At 73.2% G+C, this 22,003-nt stretch carries 18 protein-coding genes; 11 read left to right on the forward strand and 7 right to left on the reverse strand.

Features of this window, described 5'->3' with window-relative positions; translation table 11 throughout:
* Nucleotides 1–498 precede the first annotated feature (498 nt).
* Complete coding sequence (locus AB0G13_RS10080; protein WP_357871656.1) at nucleotides 499–1,197, forward strand: acyltransferase; 699 nt, start codon at nucleotides 499–501, stop codon at nucleotides 1,195–1,197.
* On the opposite strand, the gene AB0G13_RS10085 is transcribed toward AB0G13_RS10080, so the two are convergent.
* Nucleotides 1,089–2,372 (reverse strand): glycosyltransferase, encoded by a 1,284-nt coding sequence (locus tag AB0G13_RS10085; RefSeq protein ID WP_357871659.1) that lies wholly within the window; start codon nucleotides 2,370–2,372, stop codon nucleotides 1,089–1,091. The genes AB0G13_RS10080 and AB0G13_RS10085 overlap by 109 nt on opposite strands.
* A gap of 119 nt (nucleotides 2,373–2,491) precedes the next feature.
* Between AB0G13_RS10085 and AB0G13_RS10090 the strand changes: the two genes are divergently transcribed.
* From AB0G13_RS10090 to AB0G13_RS10110, 5 genes are all read left to right on the forward strand, one after another.
* Complete coding sequence (locus tag AB0G13_RS10090) at nucleotides 2,492–3,643, forward strand: glycosyltransferase family 4 protein (protein WP_357871662.1); 1,152 nt, start codon at nucleotides 2,492–2,494, stop codon at nucleotides 3,641–3,643.
* Entirely contained in the window at nucleotides 3,640–4,902 is a 1,263-nt protein-coding gene (locus AB0G13_RS10095; protein ID WP_357871663.1) for a glycosyltransferase family 4 protein, read from the forward strand. Before AB0G13_RS10090 ends, AB0G13_RS10095 begins: the two co-directional genes overlap by 4 nt.
* Before the next feature lie 185 nt (nucleotides 4,903–5,087).
* Nucleotides 5,088–6,032, forward strand: a complete 945-nt coding sequence (locus AB0G13_RS10100) for an NAD-dependent epimerase/dehydratase family protein (protein ID WP_357871664.1) — start codon at nucleotides 5,088–5,090, stop codon at nucleotides 6,030–6,032.
* Between the two features lie 10 nt (nucleotides 6,033–6,042).
* Nucleotides 6,043–7,443: a lipopolysaccharide biosynthesis protein gene (locus tag AB0G13_RS10105; RefSeq protein ID WP_357871665.1), complete on the forward strand. Its 1,401-nt coding sequence runs from the start codon at nucleotides 6,043–6,045 to the stop codon at nucleotides 7,441–7,443.
* Nucleotides 7,424–8,821, forward strand: a complete 1,398-nt coding sequence (locus AB0G13_RS10110; protein WP_357871667.1) for a glycosyltransferase — start codon at nucleotides 7,424–7,426, stop codon at nucleotides 8,819–8,821. Before AB0G13_RS10105 ends, AB0G13_RS10110 begins: the two co-directional genes overlap by 20 nt.
* 69 nt (nucleotides 8,822–8,890) lie before the next feature.
* Here AB0G13_RS10110 and AB0G13_RS10115 read toward each other — a convergent pair whose 3' ends face one another.
* Nucleotides 8,891–10,126, reverse strand: a complete 1,236-nt coding sequence (locus AB0G13_RS10115) for an O-antigen ligase family protein (protein ID WP_357871669.1) — start codon at nucleotides 10,124–10,126, stop codon at nucleotides 8,891–8,893.
* Between the two features lie 608 nt (nucleotides 10,127–10,734).
* Here AB0G13_RS10115 and AB0G13_RS10120 point away from each other — a divergent pair.
* From AB0G13_RS10120 to wecB, 4 genes are read left to right on the forward strand one after another with little or no spacing between them, the layout of a single operon-like run.
* A complete protein-coding gene (locus AB0G13_RS10120) occupies nucleotides 10,735–11,775 on the forward strand; it encodes an SDR family NAD(P)-dependent oxidoreductase (protein WP_357871672.1) in 1,041 nt (346 codons plus the stop codon).
* On the forward strand, nucleotides 11,769–12,896 hold the full coding sequence (locus AB0G13_RS10125; protein WP_357871676.1) for an NAD-dependent epimerase/dehydratase family protein: 1,128 nt from the start codon (nucleotides 11,769–11,771) through the stop codon (nucleotides 12,894–12,896). Before AB0G13_RS10120 ends, AB0G13_RS10125 begins: the two co-directional genes overlap by 7 nt.
* Nucleotides 12,893–14,131, forward strand: coding sequence for a glycosyltransferase family 4 protein (locus tag AB0G13_RS10130; RefSeq protein ID WP_357871679.1), 1,239 nt, complete (start codon nucleotides 12,893–12,895; stop codon nucleotides 14,129–14,131). Before AB0G13_RS10125 ends, AB0G13_RS10130 begins: the two co-directional genes overlap by 4 nt.
* On the forward strand, nucleotides 14,128–15,252 hold the full coding sequence (wecB, locus tag AB0G13_RS10135) for a UDP-N-acetylglucosamine 2-epimerase (non-hydrolyzing) (protein ID WP_357871682.1): 1,125 nt from the start codon (nucleotides 14,128–14,130) through the stop codon (nucleotides 15,250–15,252). The genes AB0G13_RS10130 and wecB overlap by 4 nt, the downstream gene beginning before the upstream one ends.
* A gap of 67 nt (nucleotides 15,253–15,319) precedes the next feature.
* Here the strand turns inward: wecB and AB0G13_RS10140 are convergent, their stop codons facing one another.
* The 4 genes from AB0G13_RS10140 to AB0G13_RS10155 form a co-directional block, all read right to left on the reverse strand.
* Nucleotides 15,320–17,188, reverse strand: coding sequence for a nucleoside-diphosphate sugar epimerase/dehydratase (locus AB0G13_RS10140; RefSeq protein WP_357871685.1), 1,869 nt, complete (start codon nucleotides 17,186–17,188; stop codon nucleotides 15,320–15,322).
* Between the two features lie 148 nt (nucleotides 17,189–17,336).
* Nucleotides 17,337–17,981 (reverse strand): acetyltransferase, encoded by a 645-nt coding sequence (locus AB0G13_RS10145; RefSeq protein ID WP_357871688.1) that lies wholly within the window; start codon nucleotides 17,979–17,981, stop codon nucleotides 17,337–17,339.
* Entirely contained in the window at nucleotides 17,978–19,126 is a 1,149-nt protein-coding gene (locus AB0G13_RS10150; protein ID WP_357871691.1) for an aminotransferase class I/II-fold pyridoxal phosphate-dependent enzyme, read from the reverse strand. Before AB0G13_RS10150 ends, AB0G13_RS10145 begins: the two co-directional genes overlap by 4 nt.
* Nucleotides 19,123–19,818: a sugar transferase gene (locus AB0G13_RS10155; RefSeq protein ID WP_357871694.1), complete on the reverse strand. Its 696-nt coding sequence runs from the start codon at nucleotides 19,816–19,818 to the stop codon at nucleotides 19,123–19,125. Before AB0G13_RS10155 ends, AB0G13_RS10150 begins: the two co-directional genes overlap by 4 nt.
* Nucleotides 19,819–20,049: 231 nt before the next feature.
* On the opposite strand from AB0G13_RS10155, the gene AB0G13_RS10160 reads away from it, so the two are divergent.
* Nucleotides 20,050–21,009 carry a DUF389 domain-containing protein gene (locus AB0G13_RS10160; protein ID WP_357871697.1) on the forward strand — a complete coding sequence of 320 codons (960 nt, stop codon included), beginning with the start codon at nucleotides 20,050–20,052 and terminating at the stop codon, nucleotides 21,007–21,009.
* Nucleotides 21,010–21,053: 44 nt separating this feature from the next.
* Here the strand turns inward: AB0G13_RS10160 and AB0G13_RS10165 are convergent, their stop codons facing one another.
* A complete protein-coding gene (locus AB0G13_RS10165) occupies nucleotides 21,054–21,488 on the reverse strand; it encodes a hypothetical protein (RefSeq protein WP_357871699.1) in 435 nt (144 codons plus the stop codon).
* Nucleotides 21,489–22,003 lie beyond the last annotated feature (515 nt).

Here is a 22,003-nt window from a genome sequence, read left to right on the forward strand (position 1 = left end):
CGGCACGGCCGGCCGGTCAGGTGGGCCAGCGATCATGCGCAACCCGCCAGGTGACGCATGATCGCCTCGCTGAATACCGCCTCGATGTCGCACCGCTTGGGACCCGCCGCCACGCCGCCGCGTACGTGGTGGTGGGGCGACTCCTCGCGGTCACCGTGCCGAAGTGCAGGCAACGAAACTCGATGAGGTGAAAGTGGCGCCGTCGAAGCCGATGTCCAGCGAGACCAGCGGAGTGCGCGATGGCGTCCGCCACCTGCTCGGCGTAGTCGAGCAGTGCAGCGAGTGGAGGTGGTAGCCCCGCCGCACTCGGTCGTGCGCCGAGCCGAGGCGGATCCGACCGTGCCGGTCACTCCGGCGGCGCGGCATCGTTGCACCCGGCGAGTACGGCGGAATCCGAGGTGGACGATAGGTGTTGAGCATGCTCCGGAACATTCGGGACAACGGTGTCTCCGTCGGGGTGCCGACGCGGCGGCGCGTGACGGTCGGGAGGCGAGCCTGATGCAGGTGGACACGACCCGGCCCGGTCGCATTCTCGGCCCGTTGGCCCGATTGCTGGATCGGGTCATCACGACCGGCTCCCGGGCCCGCCGCGCGGTGCGCGGGCTGGCCATGGCGGACCGGTTCGCCGCCCGTGGCAACGGGTTCGTCTTTGACCCCGACGGCGTTTACACCTTTGAGACGATCGAGGTGGGACGCAACGTCGACCTCGGCCACCGGCCGGTCCTCATGGCTGCCCGGTCCCGCATCCGGATCGGCGACAACGTCATGTTCGGCCCGGAGGTCACCATCCGGGGCGGCAACCATCGGGTGGACCGGGTCGGCGTACCGATGATCGCCGTGGAGAAGGGGCCCGGCGACGAGGACCACGACCGGGGTGTCGTGATCGGCGACGACGTCTGGGTCGGTACCCGCGCGATCATCCTGCACGGAGTGACCGTCGGGCGGGGCGCGGTGATCGGGGCGGGGGCGGTGGTCACCCGGTCGGTGCCGCCGTACGTAATCGTCGCCGGCAGTCCGGCCCGGGTCGTCCGGCTGCGCTGGCCGGTCGAGACGATCGCCGCCCACGAACGCGCCCTCTACCCCCCGGATCAGCGGCTGCCCCCGGCTGAGCTGGCGACGCTCGCCGAGTTCGCCGTGCCGGCGCCGCGTCCGGCGCCGACGACGAAGTCGCTGACAGCCGACGCCCAGGAGCGGTAGTCGAAGTCGCTGGCCCGCTCCCGCGCGGCTCGGCTCATCCGCCACCAACGGGCGTCGCCCAAGGCGAGTGCCCGGATCAGGCCGTCGCGGACGTCGTCCGGGCCCGGACCAGGCAGCACCAGCCCCTCCCTGCCGTCCGTGACGTGCCGGGCGAGGTCGCTGGTGTGGTTCAGCAGCACCGGGCACCCCGCGGCCAGGCTCTCCGGCACCTTCGAGGGGAACCCCGCCCGGGCGTACCCGGCGTCCGGACGGACCAGGACCGAAAAGTGCGCGCTGCCCAGTTCGGCCAGGACGCGGTCACGCGGCACCCGGCCGAGGAACGTGACCTGGTCGGTGAGATCGGCCAGGCCGGCTGAGTCCAGGTCGGACAGGCGGGTCGCCTGCTCGCGGGCAACCCCGGCGATCGTCAGGCGGACCCGGTGCCGCTGCGCCTCGGGCAGCCGCCGGATCCCCTCCACCACCACGGCAAGCAGGTCCTTGGGGCCAGCGGTGCCGGCGTAGAGCAGACGCAGCCCGTCGGCCAGCGGAGGCGGCGCGGGCGGCGCGTAGTCGGCGCAGTCGACCTGCGGCGGCACGACCAGGGTGGGGCGCCGGTGGGCGAAGTCGTCCCAGAGCGTGGTGGAGACGGTGATGATCCGGTCGGCCAGCCGGGCGGCGAGGAACGCGTTCCACCGGTGCCGGATGAAGTAGGGGTAGAGCCAGCGCCAGGCGAACTGCCCCGGGTCGTGCCGCTCCAGCACATCGACGGTGACCGGGCGGCGCACCGCGACGCGGAAAACGGCCCAGGTGGTCAGGGTCCACAGCCCGAGCGGCAGACAGACCGCGCTCAGGTCGGCCCGCCGTACGCCGGCCCGGCGCAGTGCGGCCAGCACCCGCAGCGGCCGGCAATGCCGGTACCACCAGCGGGCCGCCCGGCCCCCGGTGATCGGAGGCAGGGTCAGCAACCGGATCCCCTCCGGCAGCCGCGGATCCACCGGCGACCGGGTCCCATCGGCGGGCCAGTCGTTGACCACGACGGTGGTGGTGCCCGGTGCGGTCGCCGATCGAGCCAGGTGGAGCAGCCGGTTGGACATGGCATCGCCGTTCGGGAACCGGTACGCGGCCAGCACGAGCAGGCGTGGTGGGCCGGAACCGGCCGGAACGACCCGATCCGCTGGCGCTGGTGACTCGGGCATGCGTCCACCTCATTCATACTAAATGTGGATTTCCTCTGAAATTCCGCCCGATAGTGTAGGTCACCGATGGACCCCCGTCGCCGGCATCCGCTCCGGCGTGCACAGAAAGTGGAGGGACTGTGGACCCGACCAGCGCCGTCGCCGGCCTCGACCGCACGCCGCCCGGCGCCGAGGCCCGACCCGTCGTGGTCCAGCACTCGGCCGGGAGCCCGGGAGCCAACGGGCCGCTTACCGCGGTCGAGCGGGTGCTCGCTTCCCGGCTCGGCGACGAGTACGACTTCGTGCGGATGCACCAGGAGCGGGGCAACGGCGCCCTCAACATGCCGCTGCTGCGCGAGTGGGTGGCGCTGCTGCGTCGCGTCCGTCCTGACCTCGTACACGTGCGCGGCCTGCAGAACGAGGGCTTTCACGGCGTCCTCGCCGCACGTCTGGCCCGTTGCCCGCGCATCCTGGTTACCGTGCACGGCACCGTCCGGGACCTGCGCCACCCCGGTTGGCCACTGCGGCGCGGCTTGCTGGCGCACGCGGCGGAACCGTTCACCCTGCGCGCCGCCACGCACGTCGCCACCGTGTGCGAGTACGCCGCCGAACGCGACTTCCTGCGCGGCCACCGGGACCGTTTCGTCGGGGTGATCCCCAACGGGGTGCCGGTGCCGGCCGACCCGGCGCTGCCCCGCGAGCGGGTCCGCGCCGACCTCGGCCTGCGCCCCGAAGACGTTGTGATGATCACTGTCGCAAGGCTGAGCTGGGAAAAGGGCTACCGGGTGCTCGCCGATGCGCTGCGCCAGCTGCCGGTCGTACCGGGGCGGCTGGTGCTGCTGGTGGCCGGGGACGGGCCGGACCGACCTGGCGTCGCTGCCGCGCTGCGCGACGCCGCCGGCCCTTTCGGTCCCGACGTGCTCAACGTACGGATGCTCGGCTCCCGCGCCGACGTGCCGGATCTGCTGGCGGCGGCCGACCTGTTCGTCTTTCCGACGCTGCACGAGAACCTATCCAACGCGCTGCTGGAGGCGATGGCCCACGGGCTGCCGGTGGTGGCGAGCGCGGTCGGCGGTAACGTGGAGGTGCTGCGCGACGGCGCGGGCGTTCTCGTGCCCGCCGGCGATTCCCGCGCCCTCGCAGACGCCCTGGTGCCCCTGTTGAACGAACCGGCCGCCCGGGGCGACCTGGGTGCTCGCGCTCGCCGTCGGGTCCGCGACCGCTACAGCCTCGACGCCATGCTCGGCACGCTCGACGCGGTCTACCGCCGGATCCTGGCGGTGCGCCCGTGACGCCCCGCACCGGCCTGGAGGTGACGCTGCTCGGCTTCACCGTGCCCGACGAGGTGCTGGCGGACGTGATGGCCCGTGACGCCATGCACGCCGACCAGACCCACGCTTTCGGCTGGGCACTGGTCGCCGCGATGCGCGCGGCCGAATGCCGGGTGCGGTTGCTCTCCGTCGTGCCGGTCTCCACCTGGCCGCGCAACCGGCGATTGCTGTTCCGTGGCGGACGGTTCCGACACGACGGGGTGGACGGTCGACTGTTGGGTTTTGTCAACGTGCTCGGACTCAAGCACCTCACCCGGTTTGCGGCGGCCCGTCGCCGGCTCGCCCGAGGGCCGGGCGAGGGCGACGTGCTGCTGGTGCACGGAGTGCACACCCCGTTCCTGTGGGCCGGCGTGCTGCTCGCCCGCCGGCGCGGGGTGCGCGTGGTGCCGGTGCTCACCGACCCACCGGGTGTCGCCCTGCCCACCGACGGGCGGCTGGTGCGGCTGTTGCGCGGGCTCGACGTCGCCCTTGTCCGGGCCGCGCTGCGCCGCTGCGCCGGGGTCATCGCACTGACCGGCCCGCTCGCCGGAGACTTTGCGCCGGGTCGGCCTCACCTGGTGGTGGAGGGGATCTTCCACCCGCCCGCTGGCGTTCGCCCGCGTGTCGAGGTCGCCCCCGGCGCTCGCGACGTGGTGTACGCCGGAGGACTCAGCCGAGCGTACGGGGTGGACCGGCTGGTGGAGGCGTTCCGCGCCCTGCCCGGCCCGGAACTGCGGCTGCGGCTGTTCGGCCGGGGGGAGTTGACGCCCTGGCTGCGGGAGCAGGCTGCGGCTGATCCGCGAATCGCCCCGCCGGAACTGGTCGACCGTGACGTGCTCGCGGGCCGTCTCGCCCGGGCGGCGGTGCTGGTGAACCCTCGCCCCGTCGGGCAGAGCTTCGTCCACTACTCGTTTCCGTCCAAGACCATCGAGTACCTCTCGGCGGGGGTGCCCGTGGTCAGTACGCGACTGCCCGGCATTCCTGCCGACTACCTGCCGCACCTCATGCTCGCCGAGCCGGACACGGTCGAGGGGCTGCGCCACGCCCTCGCCCGCGCGCTGGCGCTTCCGTCCGAGGAGGCGGCCAGGCGCGGCGCGGCAGGCCGGGAGTTCGTCCGTCTGACCCGCAGTCCGGCGGCCCAGGGGCGGCGCGTCCACGAGTTCCTCGCCGCGCTGGCCACGCCGCCAACTGCGTCTACGGCGGACCGATCCGCTGCGGTAGCTGCCGCTCCCAAATCCTGACACGCCGCCGGTGTGCCCGGGCTCAGCAGGTTCTACGGCCGGGCCGCGTTCGTCTTCAGGTCCTCGATTTGGTTCACGCCCACCCACGTCGCCCGATTCGCGTGACTCATTACCTGCTGCGCTCGTTGTCCCGTTGGTTAGCCGCGCCGGCCGTCGGGCCGGCGCACCATGGGACGGAGGCGACCGTGAAGGTAGTGGTGACGGGTGGCGCGGGCTTCATCGGCGCCAATTTGGTCCGGGCGCTGGTGGATACCCCGGAGGTCACCTCGGTCGTGGCGGTCGACGACCTCTCCACCGGGCTCCTGGAGAACCTCGACGGCCTGCCGGTGCCGCTGCTGCGTGGCACCGTGCTTGACCCCGACCTGCTTGACAAGGCATTTGCCGATGCCGCCAGCGTGGTGCACCTGGGCGCGCTCGGCTCGGTGCCGCGGTCCATCGACCGGCCGTTGCCGAGCCATCACGCCAACGCCACCGGCACCCTGATGGTGCTTGAGGCGGCGCGCCGGCACGACGTCGGGCAGGTGATCATCGCCTCCTCGTCCTCCGTCTACGGCGCGAACCCGGTGCTGCCCAGGCAGGAAGGGCTGCGCCCGAGGCCGGTCAGCCCGTACGCCGTCTCCAAGCTCGCCGCCGAGGCGTACACCGTCGCCTACGCGAGTTGCTACGGCCTGCCGGTGTTGCCCCTCCGCTTCTTCAACGTCTTCGGCCCCCGGCAGGCGGCGCACCACGCCTACGCCGCCGTGGTGCCCCGGTTCGCCACCGCCGCCCTGGCCGGGCAGCCGCTGCGCGTGCACGGCGACGGGCGGCAGACCCGCGACTTCACCTACGTCGGCAGCGTCACCTCCGTGATCGTCGACGCAGTGGTCCGCCGGGTGTCCGCCCCGGACGTGGTCAACCTCGCCTTCGGCGCCAGGATCTCGCTGCTCGAGGTCATCGGTGAACTGGAACAGCTGCTCGGTCGGCCGCTGGAGCGGGTCCACGAGCCGGCGCGCCCGGGGGACGTCCGCGACTCTCAGGCGGACTGCACCCGGCTGCGCCAGTTGTTTCCGACGATGCGGCCGACCCCGTTACGTGAGGGCCTGCGGGAAACGCTGTCCTGGATGGCCGGTCGCGTGCTTGCCGGCCAGTAGGAGCGGGAGCGTGTCCTCGAGGCTCGCCGAGCAGATCAGGCCCGCGCCCGCCGCCCACCGCCGCCCGCCGGATCGCACCCGGCGTCTGGTCTCCGGCGTGGCCACCGCCCTGGTCAGCAGGGCCGCCGGCTTCGTTGCACCGATCGTGCTGGTCCCGGTGACCCTGCCCTACTTCGGCAACGACCTGTACGGGCTGTGGATGGCGGTGGCCGCGTTGGTCGGCATGGCGTCCTTCGCCGACCTCGGACTGGGCGGCGGCCTGATGACCAAACTGGCCCCCTGCCATGCCAACGGCGACGACGAGCGCGCCCAGCGCTATATCTCCAGCGCCTACCTTGCCCTCCTGCTCCTGGCGTCCGTCACGACCACCATGCTCTGGCTGCTCGCCGACGACATCCCCTGGGTGTCGGTGTTCAACGTCAGCGGCGAGGTCACCCCGGGACAGACCCGGCTGATCGCGCTCGTCTGCCTCACCGCGTTCCTGGTGAACGTGCCGCTCTCCCTGATCACCCGGGTGCAGTACGCCTATCAACAGGTGGGACGCAGCAACATCTGGCAGGCGACGGCCAGCCTCAGCGGGCTCGTCCTGGTGCTTGCCGTCGTGGGTGCGGGCCTGTCCCCGATGTTCGTGATCGTAGCCTCGGTCTCCGCCCCGCTGCTGGTAAACCTCGTCAACACGGTGTGGTTCTTCGGCGGGAAAAAGACCCGGATCAGACCCCGGCTGGGCGCCGTCGATGCCCGCGCGGCCTGGGAACTGACCCGCCTCAGCGGGCTGTTCTTCATGCTGACCGTCGTCATGTCATTCGCGACGAACACCGACACCCTGATCATCGCGCACGCGCTCGGGCTGTCCGCGGTTGCCGGCTTCGTGGTCCCGGCGAAGCTGCTGGCTCAGCTTGGCCAGCTCGTCGTCCTGGTCAACGTGCCGCTGTGGCCGGCCAACGGGGACGCGCTGGCCCAGGGACAGCTCTCCTGGGTGCGGCGGACGACCCGCCGGATGACGGCCCTGTCCGTGCTCGCCGCCGCAGTGCCGTCGGTCGCCCTGGTGTTCTTCGGGGACTGGCTCTTCGCCGCGTGGCTGCCGGTTTCGATCGGCGGTGACCGATGGCTGCTCGCGGGTCTGGCGGTGTGGTGGGTGCTCCAGGCGGCGCTCTCGCCGCGTTTCATGGTGCAGAACGCGGCTGGTGTGGTCGTCCCGCAACTGGTGGGCTGGGTAGCGTTCCTGGCTCTCTCTGTCCTCGGCAAGTGGTACGGCGCCCGGTGGTTCGGCACCGCCGCGGTGCCCTGGGCCGGGGCGGCGGGGTATGCGCTGACCGTCCTGCCGGCCGCGCTCTACGGATACCGCCGGACACTGCGGATGCACCGCGCGCCGGCTGCGCAGGAGGGGAAGGATGAGCGGATTGCTGCCTGAGGAACATCCCCGGGTGCTCGTGGTCGGAGCGGCGGTGTTCAGTCGCGCCTCCGGCATCGGCATCACGCTGTCGAACCTGTTCGCCGGTTGGCCCCGAGACCGACTCGCCCAGCTTTACACCGAGGACGGGGAGCCGGTGACGGACGTCTGTGCCACATTTGCGCGTGTCGGTCCGGAACTCGCCCCGGTGGAGCACCACCTGTACCGGCTGCGGGCGCGGACTCGACGTGCGGGAAGGACGGCGGCGGTTGGCGGTGCGGGGGCGGACGGGACGGCCGCCGCGAAGCCCGATCCAGGGCCCGTCCGTGCGCGGTTGCTGTCGGAGCTGCGGGCCTTTCTCGACCTGGCTCCGATCCGGGTGCCGCCCCAGGTGCGCGACTGGCTGCGGGCGCAGCGGCCCGAGGTGCTGTACGCGACAATGGGGAGCATCCGGATGATGCGGCTGGCGGTGGCGGCGGCCCGCGAGTGTCGGGTGCCACTGGTGCCGCATTTCATGGACGACTGGCCCACCACTTTGTACAAGGAGGGGCAGACGCTGGGTCTTGCCCGGTGGGCCGTCCGCGCCGAACTGCGCGCGGTGCTGCGTCACTCCTCGTACGGACTGGGCATCAGCGGCCCGATGGCTCGCGAGTACGAGCGGCGCTACCGGCTACCGTTCGCTGCCTTCGGCAACTGCGTGGACGTTGCGGACTTCGCCGATCCGGTCGACCCTGCGCAACCGCGGCCCGTCACGACGCCGATCGAGCTGGTCTACGTAGGCGGCCTGCACCTGGAGCGTTGGCGGTCGTTGCGGCGGGTCGGGGAGGCACTGGGGCGGCTCGCCCCTGACGGTGTGTCCGCCCGGCTGACCGTGCACACGCCCGCCCAGGACGTCACCCGGTACGCCAGCCGCCTGGCCGACCTACCCGCGGTATGCCTCGGCCGGTCGCTAGCCAGCAGCGAGGTGGCCGCCGTGCTGCGCCGCGCCGACATCCTTGTGCATGTGGAGTCGTTCGCCGAGAACAACCGCGCCTACACCCGTTACTCGCTGTCCACGAAGATCCCGCAGTACCTCGCCGCCGGCCGACCGGTGCTGGGCTTCGGTCCGGCCGAGCTGGCCTCCATGGTGCACCTCACGGAGGCCGGTGCGGGGGTGGTGGTCGGCGTCGACGACCCGGCGGCGCTGACCCGGGAGCTGTCCCGGCTCTGCCACGATGCGGGGCTGCGTGACCGCCTCGGCCGGCAGGGGCTCGCCTTCGCGGTGCGCCACCACCGCGCCGACCAGGTGGCCCTGCGCTTGGCCGAGATCCTGCGCGAGGCCGCTCGCCGGCCCGTCGGCCAGCCGTCGGCGCCCCGCGCCGAACCGCCCCACCGTGCCTTGGCCCCCGCCGACCGCTGAGGCGTCGGACGCGTCACGAGGCGCGGCGGTTCACCGACCGCCGCGCCCCGTACCGTTGCGGGTCCTTGTTCACCGCGCAATCCGCGCGAGCCTGCGGGAGGACCGGCCGGCCCTCCAGGACAGCGCACCCGGCCGCGCCCGGTGTGCCGGCCCGGGTGGGGCCGGCAGCTCCGGCAGGACGGTGACCAGCGCGAGTGCCAGCCACATTGCGAGCGCCGCCTCCCACTGGCCGGTCAGCCAGATCGGCAGCAGCACCGCGGTGAAGAGACACATCACGACGATTCCCGCCCGCGAGGTGCGGGCGGCGGTCCAGCAGCCGGCAGCGACGGTGCCGAGGTAGAGCAGCGCGCCGACCAGGCCGAGGTCGTTGCCGAGGATGAGCAGCAGGTTGTGCGGACCGATTCCGAAGGGATTGGTGCCGATGAAGACACCCGGACCGGAGCCGGTCAGTGGGGCCTCGCTCCAGGTCGACAGGGCGTACGGCCACAACCCCAGGCGACCGGAGATGTCGCCGGTGGGGCGGCCGTAGAGCTGGTCGAGCCAGAGCAACGTGCGCTCGGGGGCGATGCCGAACGGCACGATGACGATCAGCAGCGCGGCGATCCCGCCCAGCCCGGCCGCGGTGGCCCGGGGCAGCAGCCACGCCAGCGCCAGCACCACGACGCCGAGGAGTACGCCGATGGCCGCGCCCCGGGAGCCGGTGAGCAGCATTCCCCAGACGACCGGAACGGCGAGCAGGGGCGGGCAGGCCCGCAACAGCGGGCGGCGGTGCGCGGCGGCGAGTAGCACCGCCACGACCACCCCGACGGCAAGGGTGTAGGCGGTGGCGTTGATCTCCCGGCCCTCGATGCCGTATCGGGTGGCGACGTCAACGAGCTGACCCAGCTGGCGCAGGTCGCCGCGGGCGCCGGTGACCACCTCCACGGCGACTACCACGCAGCCGGCGAGGAATGTCCAGCCGAGCAGGATGAGGTCCCGCCGACGGCGCACCACGTGCCGGCAGACGACGAAGAGCAGGCAGACCGTGGCGTACCGGTAACCTCCCGCGAACGCCAACTCGGGGTGGCCCGTCCACAGAGGGCTGGACAGCGCCCATGCGCCGGTGGCGAGGGCCAGTACGTCGGGCAGCCGAAGACGGGGCGCGCGTCCGGTGAGGGCCAGGGCGAGCAGAGCCAGCAATGCCGCGTAGTTGAACGACCACCAGGGTGGGCGGGCGGCCATGAACGCGACCAGCCCGAGCACCAGCACCGAGGGCAGGGTCAGCGGCCGTCGAGAGGACGCCCGGTCGGCCCGGGTGCCCCGCACGTCCCGGGATTCCGGCCGGTGTCCGGGTGCATTGAGGTGCCTCGACCCCTGATGGACAGGGCGGTGCGAGGTGACGGGGTCTGGGCGGCGCTGACGGGTGGGGGAGGCGGTCACCGCGGGCCTTTCCATCGGGCGTCTCCGCCCGGCACACCGGTGTGCGCTGCGAGCGGTGGTGTCGAATCGGGCCGCGTCGGACCCGACGCGCGACGGTGCGGCATGGCACTCCTTCGGGTACAGGCCGGTGCGACCGGACGGGTATCGCCCGGGCCGGCTGGATCAGGAATGTCGCGACGAGCCCCGGCCGTCAGATGCGCGCCGCGGGCGACACCGAATCGTTTCTACCAGGCAGGTTGCGGAAAGAGGCACGATTCTTGGGAATAAGGTGGACGACTGAAACGACTACCGGCGTCCTGTATGCAGCGTCTTGCGCTGTCTGACTGATTCCTCGCGAAATGCGTATCCCGATCGGGCCGCGTGTCGTTGTTCCGGGTGCCGCATCCGGCCGGGACGGTTTCTGCCGCCGGACGGTTCGCAGCGGCACCACCCAATGGCCCTACCCCATGGGCCAGCGGGGTGGCAGCCCGCCGAGCGACGACACGGGAGAATCCATGAGCTTCATGACCGCTGGACGCCGGGTGCTCATCACCGGCGGCACCGGCTCCTTCGGACAGACTATGACTCGCCGGTTGCTGGACCGCGACATCACTGAGGTGCGAATCCTCAGCCGGGATGAGGCCAAACAGGACGCGATGCGCCGCGCGCTCGGCGACGAGCGGGTGCGCTACCACGTGGGCGACGTCCGTGACCACGACAGCGTCCTGCGGGCCGCCCGCAACGTCGACTTCGTCTTCCACGCGGCGGCGCTCAAGCAGGTCCCGTCCTGCGAGTTCTTTCCGTTCGAGGCCGTCCGTACGAACATCCTGGGCAGCGCCAACGTGGTGGAGGCCGCCGCGCAGAACGGCGTCGGGTCGGTCGTCATGCTCAGCACCGACAAGGCCGTCTACCCGGTGAACGCCATGGGCATGAGTAAGGCCCTCATGGAGAAGGTGGCCCAGGCGCACGCGCGGAACAACCCAAACAGCGCCACCACCGTCTCCTGCGTTCGCTATGGCAACGTGATGTACTCGCGCGGCTCGGTCATCCCGCTCTTCGTCGAGCAGATCAAGGCCGGACGGGCGCTTACGGTCACAGATCCCACGATGACCCGCTTCCTCATGTCCCTGGCCGACTCGGTGGACCTCGTCGAGCACGCCTTCCACAACGCGCGTCCCGGTGACGTGTTCATCCGCAAGGCGCCGGCCTGTACCATCGGCGACCTCGCCGAGGCCGTCTGTCAGCTCTTCGACGTGCCATTCAAGCTCGACGTGATCGGCGTGCGACACAGCGAGAAGTGGCATGAGACGCTCGCCAGCCGTGAGGAACTGGCCCAGGCCGACGACTTCGGGGACTTCTACCGGGTGCCGCTGGACGCCCGCGACCTCAACTACGCGCTCTACGTCTCCGAGGGCGAGCTGGGCCAGGGGCCGCCGGAGGACTTCAACTCCGCCAACGCGCCGCGGCTGGGCGTACCGGAGATCGTCGAGCTGCTGAAGACGCTGCCGGAGGTCCGCGCGGAGCTGGCCCTGCGGGACCCGGTGCTGGCGTGCTGAGGCTGGCGGTCACCGGCGCCGGCGGCTTCCTCGGCTGGCACGTGCGGGTGCTGCTGCGCGTCCTCGGCTGGCCGGAACCCGTCGTCGTCACCCGGGCCGACCTGGCCGACCCCGAGCGGGTCGCGGCGAAGGTCGACGGCGTCGACCGGGTGCTGCACCTGGCCGGGGTCAACCGGGGCGAGCCGGCCGACGTGGCCGCCGGCAACGTGCAGCTCGCCGCCCAGCTCGCGCAGGGCCTCAAGCACTGCCCGACCCCGCCCGGCGCGGTGGTCTTCGCCAACTCGGTGCAGGCCGGCAACGGCACACCCTACGGCGACGCGAAGGCCGCCGCCGCCGGCATCCTGGCCGACACGGGCCTGCCCGTCGACGACGTCCTGCTGCCCAACCTGTACGGGGAGCACGGCCGGCCGTTCTACAACTCCGCGGTCGCGACGTTCTGCCGGCTGCTCGCCGAGGGCGGGCAGCCGGAGGTGCACGGCGACCGCGAGCTGAGCCTGGTGCACGTCACCGACGCGGCGGCCCGGCTCGTCGGCGTCCCGGCCGGGGGCTCGTGGGACCCGGCCATGCCGGCGCTGCGGACCGGCGTACGGGCCCTCGCCGACCGGCTCGCCGACGTCGCCGCCACCTACCGCACGGGTGAGCTGCCGGCCCTGGCGGACCGGCACGACGTGCGGCTGTTCAACACCTACCGCTCGCACTGCTTCCCGGCGCACTACCCGCTGGCGCTGCCGCGCCGGGCGGACGCCCGGGGCGAGCTGGTCGAGACGGTCAAGACGCACGGGGGAGGCGGCCAGACCTTCTGCTCCACGACCCGTCCCGGCATCACCCGGGGCGAGCACTTCCACCTGGCCAAGGTGGAGCGCTTCGTGGTGCTGCGCGGTTCGGCGGAGATCAGCCTGCGCCGGGTCGGCGACACCGAGGTGGCGCGGTTCGGAGTCTCCGGCGACCAGCCGGTGCTGGTGGACATGCCCACCATGTGGGTGCACAACCTGGTCAACACCGGCGACGACGAGCTGGTCACCATGTTCTGGACGAACGAGCTGTTCGACCCGGGCCGGCCGGACACCTGGCCCGAACCGGTCCAGCCGGCCCGGCCGGAGCGCGTGGTGGTCGCCGCGTGAGGATCGGCCTGGTCAGCCAGTGGTACCCGCCCGAAGGGGTGTTCATCCCCGGCAACCTGGCGCGGCAACTGGCCGAGCGGGGCCACGAGGTGCGGGTGCTCACCACCTTTCCGAGCTACCCGCACGGCCGGATCTTCCCCGGCTGGCGGCAACGCTGGCGGCACACCGAGACCGACGGGCCGGTCGCCGTCCGGCGGGTGCCCGCCTACCCCAGCCACGACACGTCCGCCGCCCGGCGCGCGCTGAGCCACCTGTCCTTCGGGGCCAGCAGCGCGCTGGGCGGCGTCCGCTGGTTGGCGGGCGTCGACGTCACCTACGTCTACCACCCGCCACCCACCTCGATCGCCGCGGCGGCGCTGGCCCGCCTGGCCCGGCGTACGCCGATCGTGCTGCACGTCCAGGACCTGTGGCCGGAGTCGGTGCTCGGCTCGGGCATGGCGCCCGCCGGCCGGGCGGGCCGGGCCCTGGAGGGGAGCGTCGCCGCGCTGATGCGGGCGACGTACCGCCTGGCCGGCGCCGTCGTGGTGATCTCGCCGGCGATGGCCGACCTGGTCGTGGCCCGCGGCGCGGACCCGGACCGGGTCCGGGTGGTGTGGAACTGGACCGACGACGGGCTGTTCCGGCCGGTGCCGGCCACCGGCGAGGCCCGCGCGGCGCTCGGCCACCGCGGGCGCTGCACCGTGATGTTCGCCGGCAACATCGGCCTGTTACAGGGGATCGAGACCGCGATCCGGGCGGCGGCCGCCGTGCGCGACCGGATCGACCTGGTGCTGGTGGGCTCGGGCGCCGGCGAGGAGGCCGCGCGCCGGCTCGCCGCGGACCTCGGCGCCGACAACGTGCGGTTCGTCGGCCGGCGACCCGCCGAACGGATGGCCGAGCTGTACGCGGCCGCCGACTGGCAGCTGGTCTGCCTGCGCGACCTGCCCGCGCTGCGCGGCAGCATCCCGTCGAAGCTGCAGGCCGCCCTGGCCTGCGGCGCCCCGGTGATCGCGTCCGTGGGCGGCGACGCCGCGGCCCTGGTCCGCTCGGCCGGGGTCGGCCTGGTCTCCCCGCCGGGGGACTGGCGCGCGCTCGCCGCGCGCTTCTCCGTCGCGGCGGCCGAGTCCGCGGACGTGCGGGCGGAACTGGGCCGGCGGGCCCGGCGGGTCTACCAGGAGCGCATGTCGCTGCGCGTGGGCGTGGACCAGTTCGAGGACATCATGACCAAGCTGGCAGCAGAGGGAGGACGGGCATGACCCGGATCATGACGGTGGTCGGCACCCGACCCGAGATCATCCGACTGTCCCGGGTGATCGCCCGGCTCGACGACACGGTGGACCACCTGCTGGTGCACACCGGGCAGAACTGGGACAGCACGCTCTCCGACGTCTTCTTCAAGGAGTTGCGGCTGCGCGAGCCGGACCGGTTCCTCCGGGTGGACACCTCGTCGCTCGGCCGGGTGCTGGGCGGCGTGCTCGTCGGCATGGAGGCGGCGATCGACGAGGCGCGCCCCGACGCGCTGCTCGTGCTCGGCGACACCAACAGCTGTATCGCCGCGCTGATGGCCCGGCGGATGCGGGTGCCGGTCTACCACATGGAGGCCGGCAACCGCTGCTTCGACCTCAACGTCCCGGAGGAGACCAACCGGCGGCTGGTCGACCACGTCGCCGACTTCAACCTGGTCTACACCGAGCACGCCCGGCGCAACCTGCTGGCCGAGGGGCTGCACCCGCGCCGGATCCTGCACACCGGCTCGCCCATGCGGGAAGTGCTGGAGCACTACCGGGCCGACATCGCCGCGTCGGGCGTACTGCGCCAACTCGACCTCGTGCCCGGCCGGTACTTCGTGGTCAGCGCGCACCGCGAGGAGAACGTGGACCAGCCGGCCCGCCTGAAGCGTCTGCTCGACTGCCTCCGGGCCGTCCGCGACCGGTGGGGGCACCCGGTGCTGGTCTCCACGCATCCGCGTACGCGCAAGCGGCTGGAGGCGTTGGCGCCGGACGCGGCGGCCCTCGACGGAATCGCGTTCCACGAGCCGTTCGGCCTCTTCGACTACGTGCACCTGCAGACCAGAGCCTTCTGCACGCTCTCCGACAGCGGCACCATCAGCGAGGAGGCCGCCATCCTCGGCTTCCCCGCCGTGACGCTGCGCGAGTCGATCGAGCGACCCGAGGCGCTGGACGCGGGCGGGATCATCATGACCGGCCTCGACCCGCAGGGCGTGGTCGAGGCGGTCGAGGTCACCGTGGCCCAGGTCGCCGCCCAGGGCGTGCCGTGCCCCGTCGACTACCGGGTCCCGGACACCTCCCGCCGGGTGGTCGACTTCATCCTCTCCACCGTCCGCCGGCACCACGACTGGGCGGGCATCCGCCGCTGAACCGCACCACGAGGGCCGGCGACCGGAGCTTCCGGTCGCCGGCCCTCGCCGCGTGCGGGTCCCGGGGTCAGCGGGACAAGGGCACCTGCACCGAGCTACGGGGGACCGGCCCGACCGGGTGGTCGCAGAGCAGGGCGAGCTGCGCGACGACCTTCTCCGGATCGTCGTACGGGTCGAGGCCGCTGACCTCCATCGGGTCGAGGGCGGGCACCGCCACGTGCGAGACCAGCGGGTGCAGCGGCCGGGTGTCGGTCTCGCCGGCGCCGAACAGGTCCTCGTGCAGCTTCTCGCCGGGGCGCAGCCCGGTGTAGACGATCGGCACGCTGCTCTCCGCCTGCTCGACCATCTGCCGGGCCAGGTCGGCGATGCGGACCGGCTCACCCATGTCCAGCACCAGCGCCTCCCCGTCGCGGCCGATCTCCGCGGCCTGCAACACCAGGTGCACCGCCTCCTGCACCGTCATCAGGTAGCGGGTCACCTCCGGGTGGGTGACGGTGAGCGGGTGGCCCAGCTCGATCTGCCGCTGGAACGCGGTCACCACCGAACCGCGGCTGCTCAGCACGTTGCCGAAGCGGACGCTGAGGAACGTGCCGGGGAACCGGGAGGCGGCGTGCGCGGTCAGCCGCTCGGTGATCCGCTTCGAGTAGCCGAGGACGCTGATCGGGTCGGCCGCCTTGTCGGTGGAGATGTTGACGAAGCGGGCCACGTCGCGGCACGCGTCGAGCACGGAGAGGGTGCCCCAGACGTTCGTCTGCACCGCCTCGCCGGGGTGCCTCTGGAGCAGCGTGAGGTGCTTGAGCGCGGCGGCGTGGAAGATGACGTCCGGCCGGCGTTCCCGGATGATCCGCCGGATCCCCTCGTCGTCGCGGAGGTCGGCGAGGATCAGCTCGGGGCCGTCCAACAGGGCCCGGCCGGCCAGCGACATCTGCAGGCCGTGCAGGGCCGACTCGTCGCGGTCGAGCATCATCAGCTCGCCCGGGTCCGCCTTCATCACCTGCCGGCACAGCTCCGAGCCGATGGAGCCGCCGGCGCCGGTGACCAGGACCCGCCGGCCGCTGAGCCCGTTGGTGCTCAGCGCCATGTCGGCGACCACCTGCCGGCGGCCGAGCAGGTCGCCGATCTGCACGTCGCGGACGTCGCGGACGGTGATCCGGTGGTCGACGAGGTCCCGGACCGGAGGCAGCACCTTGAACGCCGCCCCGGTCTGCAGGGTGGCCTCGCGGATCTGCCGGATCAGCGCGGCGTCGGCGTTGGCGACCGAGAAGATCACGGTCGTCGCGCCGGTGCGCCGTACGGCCGCCGCCACGTCCTGACGGCCGCCGAGCACGCGTACCCCGCCGATGCGCAGGTCCCGCTTGTCGGGGTCGTCGTCGAGGGCGCCCACGGGCCGGTAGCGCCCGCGTGGATCGCCGAGCATGGCCCGGAGCAGCCCCTGCCCGGCGTCGCCGAGCCCGAACAGCAGCACGGGGTTGGACGAGCGGGCGTCCGGCCGCATGGCGAGGTCGCGACGGTGCCGGTAGGTGAACCGGGCGGTCAGCATGAACAGCAGCGCCAGGGCGCCCCCGACCAGCGGCGTGCTCGCCGGCACCGGTCGTACGCCGGCCGGCAGCAGCCCGATCAGCATGATCGCGGCCGTGGTGGCCGCCGTGCCGGCGACCCCCTGCACCTCCTGGATGCTGCCCAGCGGGTGGCGGCCGGAGTAGATCCGGCGCACCGCCGCGACGGCCACGTGCACGACGGCGGCGAGGACGCCGCAGGCGGCGGCGCGCGCGAGCTGGCCGGGTGCCAGGTCGAGTTCGTAGCGGAACCAGACCGCGGCGACGAAACCCCCGACCCAGGCGGTGCTGTCGGTGGCGAGGAATCCGATGGTGCGGCGGCGGGCCCTGGCCCGGTGCGACCCCTGCCCGCCTGGGGCGGTCTCTGTTTCCGGCGGCATCTGTGCTCCTGTCCGTCTCCGGCTGCTTCCGCCGCGGGGACGGAAGGAGCTTTGGGCTCCTTTAGTTGATACATGCCCGGAAGTGATGTTTGGAGCTTTTCAGGTTTGATGACCGATTTTCGTCCCGTGGTGCCGAGGGCGGGTCGGGTCAACGGGCGGGCACGCCCTTGACGACGACGCCGTCCGGCACGTCGCGGACGACGCAGGCGCCCGCCCCGACGGTACTGTCCTGGCCCACCCGCAGGCCCTGCAACACGGCCGCCGTCGTCCCGACCAGCACCCCCTCCGCCAGCTGGCAGTCGCCGGAGACGGCGGCCAGAGGGTTGACCGACACGAAGTCGGCGAGGGTGCAGTCGTGCCCGACCGTGGCGTTCTGGTTGAGATGCACGTGCCGGCCGAGCGTGACGTTGGTCGTGACCCGGGCCCCGGCGAAGGCGACGAAGCCCGGGCCGTGCACCGCGTCCGGCCCGATCGTCGCCGCCGGATGCACGAGGCTCGCCGCCGGCGTGCCGTACGCGTCGACCCGGGCGGCGACCGCCCGCCGCACGCGCGGGTCGCCGATGCCGATGACGTGGTGCGCGTCCGGGGGTGCGTCACGCAGCCAGGCGACGCCGCCGAGATAGGGCACGTCGAGCCGCTGCACCCGCTTCAGGTTCTCCTCGGAGGGGCGGTCGTCGACGAACCCGAGCAGCCGCCAGCGCGGCCGTCCGGCGGCGGCGTCCATCGCCCGGGCGATCGTGAGGACCTCCCGGCCGTGCCCGCCGCAGCCGACGACCACCAGGGGGACCGTCACGCCGTCGACGCTCCCGTCCGTGCCGCGAGGAACTCGTCGACGGCGTCGAGGACGAGGCCGACCTGCCGCTCGTTCAGGGCGCTGCCGCTGGGCAGGGCCAGCCCGTCGGCGAACAGCCGCTCGGCCACCCCGGTGAGAAGGCGCTCGGCGTCGGCGTACGCCGGTTGCAGGTGCATCGGCTTCCAGACCGGGCGGGTCTCGATGTCCCGCGCGGCCAGGTGGGCGGCCAGGTCGGCGGCCCGCCAGCCGGACCGCTCCGGGTCGACCGCGATGGTGGTCAGCCAGCAGTTGGAGCCGGGGTCCTCCACGCCGAGCAGCCGCACGCCCGGGATCGGGGCGAAGAGCTTCGCGTACTGGTCGCGCAGGTGCCGGCGCCGGGCGATCATCCCGTCGAGCCGGACGAGTTGGGCGCGGCCCAGCGCGGCGAGCAGGTTGCTCAGCCGGTAGTTGTAGCCCGTCTCGCGGTGCTCGTAGTGCGGGGTCGGCTCGCGGGCCTGGGTCGACAGGAACCGGGCCCGGGCGAGCAGGGCCGCGTCGTCGGAGACGAGCATCCCGCCGCCCGAGGTGGTCATGATCTTGTTGCCGTTGAACGAGAGGATGCCCACCTGGCCGAAGGAGCCGGCCGGCCGGCCGTGATGGGTCGCGCCGAGGGCCTCCGCGGCGTCCTCGACGACCGGCACGCCCGCCGCCGCGCAGACCGGGGCCAGCGCCGTGTGGTCGGCGCAGCTGCCGAAGAGGTCGACGGGGACGACCGCGCCGACGCGGTGCCCCCGCAGGGCGAGGGTACGGATCAGCTCGTCCACGAGCGCCACGTCGACGTTTCCGGAATGCGGGTCGCAGTCGACGAAGACCGGCCGGGCGCCGGCGTAGCGGACCGCGTTCGCGGTCGCCACGAACGTCAACGTCGGCACGATGACGGCGTCCCCCGGCCCGACTCCCACCCCGAGCAGAGCCAGGTGCAGCGCGGCCGTGCCGGAACTCACCGCGACGGCCCCGCGGGCGCCCACCCGCGTGGCGACCTCGCGCTCGAACGCGTCGAGGTCCGGCCCGACGGGCGCGACCCAACCGGACCGCAGGGCCGCGACGACGTACGACTCCTCCAGCGGCCCGACGTCGGGCGGGGACAGGTGGATGGTCCGGCTCATCGGCCACCTCCGGCGGGCACGGCCAGGGGAGCCTCCGGTGCCGGGGCGGGCGGGACGAGCGAGGGCGTGCCGAGGAACTCGGGCGCGGTGGCCGAGCCCGCCGCGGAGATCCCCTCGCGGCGCAGCACGGTGCGGACGGTCGCGGCGAGGATCGACAGGTCCAGCCGCAGGCTGCGGTGGTCGACGTACCAGACGTCCAGCTCCAGCTTCTCCTCCCAGCCCAGGCTGTTGCGCCCACGCACCTGGGCCAGCCCGGTGACGCCCGGCCTGACCTCGTGCCGGCGGGCCTGGGCGGGGGAGTAGCGCGGCAGGTACTCGGTCAGCAGGGGGCGCGGGCCGACCAGGCTCATGTCGCCGCGCAGGACGTTCCACAGCGTCGGCAGCTCGTCCAGGCTGGTGGAACGCAGGAACCGCCCCAGCGGCGTCAGCCGGTCCCCGTCGCCCACCCGGCCCCGGCGCGGATCCGGCGGGAGCATGGTGCGGAACTTGACCAGCTCGAACACCTCGCCGTGCCGCCCCGCGCGCGGCTGCCGGAACAGCACCGGCCGGCCGAGTCCCGCCGCCACCAGCACCGCCACGACGAGGATCAGTGGCGCGGCCAGTACGAGCAGCAGCACGGCCGCCAGCACGTCGATCGCCCGCTTGAGGGCCTCCGGTCGGGGCCGCTGCGTGAGGTTTCCCGGCGTGTTCACGGAACCAGGCAAGGTCTCGACCTCCAGGCAGAGTCAGGCACCACACGACAAACACGTTCTAACAGGGATGAACGTGCCGGGAGCGCGAAATCGCGACACTCGACGCCGATCCCGACAGGTCAACCGCGCAACGGCCGGTCAGGACGCGGCCCGGTGCCGAAAGACGTGCCCCCTCGACGCGCCCGCGCCGGCAGTAGAGTGCTCGACGGTCGACGACGCGGGGGAGAGCCGTTGCTGCATCTGAGGGTCATCGCGCCGCCGGACCAGTCCTCGGCCGTGGCGGACCTGCTGGCCGCCGATCCCGGGGTGACCCACCTGGCGGTGCTTCCCGGCGCCGCCCGCCAGCCGGCGGGCGACCTCATCCTCTGCGACGTGGTCCGGGAGAGCGCCGACAACGTGCTGGCCGGGCTGCGGCAGCTCGGTGTGGAGGAGCGCGGCGCCATCTCGGCCGACGACGTCGAGCTAACCATCTCCTCGGCGGCCGGCCGGGCGGCCCGGAAGGCGCCGGGCAGCGGGGCGGACGCGGTGGTCTGGGACGAGATCGCCGCCAAGACCGGCGAACAGACGGAGCTCTCCGCCACCTACCTCGTGCTGATCACCGTCGCCACCATGCTCGCCGGGGTCGGCGTCCTGCTCGACCAGCCGATCCTCATCGTCGGCGCGATGGTCGTCGGCCCCGAGTTCGGCCCCCTGGCGGCGCTCTGCGTGGCGCTGCTGCGCCGCAACCTGCCGGTCATCGGCCGGTCGGTGCAGGCCCTGGTGGTCGGCTTCCTCGCCGCCATGGTGGTCACCGTCCTCAGCACGTGGGGGCTGGACGCCGCCGGGCTGGTCGAGCGCGGGATGCTGGAGGCCGAACGCCCGCTGACCGACTTCATCTGGCGGCCGGACGCGCTGTCCTGGGTGGTCGGCCTGCTCGCCGGGGTGGCCGGCATGCTCTCCCTGACCTCGAAGAAGTCCGGCAGCCTGGTCGGAGTGCTGATCTCGGTGACCACCGTGCCGGCCGCCGCGAACGTAGCCGTCGCCGTCGCCTACGGGGTCTGGCACGAGGCGTCCGGCTCGGCGCTCCAGTTGGTGATCAACCTCTGCGCGATCGTGCTCGCCGGCCTCGCCACGCTGCTGGTGCAGCAGTCCTGGTGGTGGTACCTCGGCCGGCGGCGCCGGGCGCGCCGGCCGGGCGGCGCCGCCCGCTGACCCCGCTCAGGGCGCCTCGTCGCCCAGACCCGCCCAGACCCCGCTCAGGGCGCCTCGTCGCCGGCGTCCAACCGGCGCGCCAGCAGGGTCCGCAGCGGAATCGACTCGCCGTCCCGGCCGCCCGCGCCGACCACGAGCGGCGGCGGGCTGGGCTGCGGCTCCGCCCCGAACAGCCGGGCGCGCGGGCCGCCCGCCACGGTCAGCAGGTGGAACCGCCCGTCGACGTCGACGGCCCGGGTGCGGGCCCGGTCGACGTACCAGCCGCGCAGCCCCGTCCGGTAGCTCCCGCGCCCGTCGGGGCCCCGGGCCGTGAGCCGTTCCGTGGGCAGCCCGCGCCGGGTCGCCTCGGCGACGAACCAGGCGACGAGCTCCGCCGCCTCGGCGTGCTCGGCCGCCCGCCGGCGCTCGTCGGCCGCCGCGTGCGCCCGCACGGCTCGCCGCTGCCGCTCCCGCCACTCCAGGCCGTCGCCCTCGTCCACGACCGCGACGGTACGCCCCGCCGCCCGCCACCGGACAGCCCGCTCCGGGTCGCCACGGGCACGGAGGTCGCCCGAGGCGGCGCCGGGCCCGAGCCCCACCCGCCGGTCGGGCCGGTCGGTGGGCGGGCCGCTCGGTGGGGCGCTGGTCGGTGGGCCGGTCGGCGGGCGAGAGGACCAGCACGACGCTGTCGAGCTGAGTCGTCTGCGACATCAGGCGGTTGCCCGGATCGTCGTTGCCTGAGTCGTCCACGACATCAGCTCGACAGCGTCCCGCGTGTGCATCCCTCGGGCCCGCCGACGAACGATCGCTCCCACCCCCTCACGCGCGAGCGAGCCTGTGCCTGAGTGGGTGGGACCGACCCGGACCGCTCGTGGAGCGGCGTGACGTCAGGCCAGTCCGGCCCGGCGCAGCGCGTCCGCCATGGCGTCGTTGGCCGGTGCTGGCCCCGCTGCGCCGCGGCCCTGCCGCTGCGCCCCGCCGCGCCCGCCACCCTGCCCGGGCTGGCCGCCCTGAC

The sequence above is a fragment of the Micromonospora sp. NPDC023633 genome, assembly GCF_040640035.1.
Classification (GTDB): Bacteria; Actinomycetota; Actinomycetes; order Mycobacteriales; family Micromonosporaceae; genus Micromonospora.